Origin of the sequence: Methylosinus sp. R-45379 (assembly GCF_001644125.1) — a bacterium.
Classification (GTDB): Bacteria; Pseudomonadota; Alphaproteobacteria; order Rhizobiales; family Beijerinckiaceae; genus Methylosinus.
This window is the reverse complement of the sequence record NZ_LUUM01000103.1, coordinates 1-2,190: the sequence shown is the minus strand read 5'-3', so window position 1 is coordinate 2,190 and position 2,190 is coordinate 1. Positions and strand designations below refer to the sequence as shown.

The following is a 2,190-nucleotide window of genomic DNA, read 5'->3' as shown; positions in this document are numbered from 1 at the left end:
GACTTGATCGGTGAACCAGAACGCCATTTGGCCATGCCCGCATCCGATTTCCAACACGGACCGAGCATTGTCAGGAAGCTGGCTCGAGATGAAGTCTCGACTCGCGGGATCGTATAGCTCGGTCAATATCTCCAAGCGCTCTCGATCGGCGTAGCCGACATCGTGGATATAGGCTTCGCTTTCACTCTTCGAATAGCCGTCGTGGTTCTGCATGGTTTTCACCGTGAAAGGTCTCAGATGATGATGCTGATGCGTCTTTGCTTCGAAATCGACTCATGGTCCAATTGCACCGATCGCTCGCGGATTCGAAACTCGGCTTCATGCGGAACGAGTCGATATTTCGCGCTGCCGACGAATTCCCAGGATTCGTGATTTCGAAATTGATAGACGACGAAATTCACTCTCACGACGATATCTTCCGTCGGAGGCGCCAAAAATCGCACGTTGGACACCAAGCGGCGCGTACGCGAGCGCGGTTGTTCCATCCAAGTCGACGCGCCCGCGAAATGCCGAACGCGCGCCCGCAGTCGGTCATAGTCGTCCAAAATCAGGCAGAGAGCTTGCTCAGGCGCGCTTTCGGCGTGGCGCTGCAATGGAGCGACGATGTAGCGCCCGTCCGGTTCGAAAAGCTCGAACCAGTCTTCGAGGCGCCAATCATCGAGAAGGTCCGCTTCCAAGGCGAGAAAGGAAGTGATGCGGCTTACGATGTCCGGAACGATCGGGACTGCGCTCATATAGGGAACGACGAATGTTGCTGTCATTACGGCTGCTCCACATAATTGGCCCATTCACGCCAGAAAGCTCTGTTCTGCTCTTCATCTGTATGATTTGTCGTGCCGACGCTCATGCCGCGTGAGAAGTCGCTGTAGCCGATGCCCGCGTGTGCATACGACCGCTGGCAGGATTCCAGAATTTCAACGTCGTCGGGCGTTCCGAAACCGCCCGGCCCAATGAAGGAGATCAGCGCGCTGACGCGCATGGCTCTTTCTTCTGGCGTCTCATTCGAAAATCCGGCGCCCCAGACGGTCACTTCGACTTCGTCGGGAGACGTCGGGAAAAAAGTCCGGATGTTCAACCCGAGGATGTCGTTGATGACCAGATTTGGAAAAACGAAAAGGCTGCGGTTGGTATGAGCCATGTCTTCCGCGCGTCTTTGTCCGACACGAGCGACGAGATCATCGAATTTCTTATCGATCGATGCCTTCATGTCCGGCGAGAATAGGGGACTCCAATAGGCAATTGGCCGTCCAGTCGAAGGCGGCCCGCTCTTAATGACAGCATGGCCGCCCCCGAGAGCATAGCCGATGCCGCTGCGCTTGTGGGAGTTCGGATCAGTGCCGAGCGAATCGAGAAGTTCGAGAAAGCGCTTGTGCGCAAACGGTAGATGATAAGCATCGACGCCGTTTTCAGCGAGCAGCTTCCAATTGGCTCGGATGGAATGATGAAGATGTTCGGGCAGAACTTCGACGGAGCCTTCGGACTGATCGCAGACGAGGTCAATGTATTCCTTCGCGCCTCCGAGATAGGAGGCGAGGCTTGCCGACGGGGCGCCGAAGCTGATGAATAGAAAGCCGCGATAATCGTCGAGCTTGATTTGCGGCAGGGAAGGGTCGGGCAGTCCTTCGCCGATGCGTCCATAAGCGGACCTACCCGGCACGCCGGTGAGGGCGCCGGACGTGTCGTACATCCAGCCATGATAGGGACATGCAAATCGGTTCGTGGTTCCTTTCGTGTCCGCGCAGACGACGGCGCCGCGGTGCGCGCAGGCGTTCAAGAACGCGAGCGGCGTCTCGGAAGCTACGTCCCTGACCAAGATGACGGGCCGACCGCCAATCTTGCGTGTGAGAAAGTCACCAGGCTTTTCCAACTCGCTTGCATGACCGGCATACAGCCAGCATTTGTCGAATATTCGCGTCAGCTCCCGGCGCCATGTGTCTTCACATACATAGACTTGCCGATGCACCCTAAAAAAATTCTTGTTGTCTGTCTCGACGAATTGTCGTGGCGTCATTCGAGTCTCCCGAGAACAATGCCAGGGCGAGCCTCTATTTCCGTAAATACCTCCATAAACCGAGTAGCATCAAAGCTCGACCAACGATAAAATAATATCGCTTCTCGCCTATAAATAGCAATACTGTAATTATTTATAGCAGATATAACGATTTTTTTTAAATAACCACTGTAATAGAC

The 2,190-nt window shown here is 54.8% G+C and carries 4 protein-coding genes; all 4 read right to left on the bottom strand.

Annotation, left to right across the window (positions count from 1 at the left end):
- Positions 1–222, bottom strand: a 222-nt coding sequence (locus A1351_RS25610) for a hypothetical protein (protein WP_210178239.1), incomplete at its 3' end; no start/stop codon positions are given.
- An 11-nt stretch (positions 223–233) separates the two neighbouring features.
- Positions 234–761 carry an aromatic-ring-hydroxylating dioxygenase subunit beta gene (locus A1351_RS05020; RefSeq protein ID WP_198162226.1) on the bottom strand — a complete coding sequence of 176 codons (528 nt, stop codon included), beginning with the start codon at positions 759–761 and terminating at the stop codon, positions 234–236.
- Positions 761–2,011 (bottom strand): Rieske 2Fe-2S domain-containing protein, encoded by a 1,251-nt coding sequence (locus A1351_RS05015; RefSeq protein ID WP_064032395.1) that lies wholly within the window; start codon positions 2,009–2,011, stop codon positions 761–763. Before A1351_RS05015 ends, A1351_RS05020 begins: the two co-directional genes overlap by 1 nt.
- On the bottom strand, positions 2,008–2,190 hold a 183-nt coding region (locus A1351_RS25605), incomplete at its 5' end, for a hypothetical protein (protein ID WP_210178238.1). The genes A1351_RS05015 and A1351_RS25605, both read right to left, overlap by 4 nt.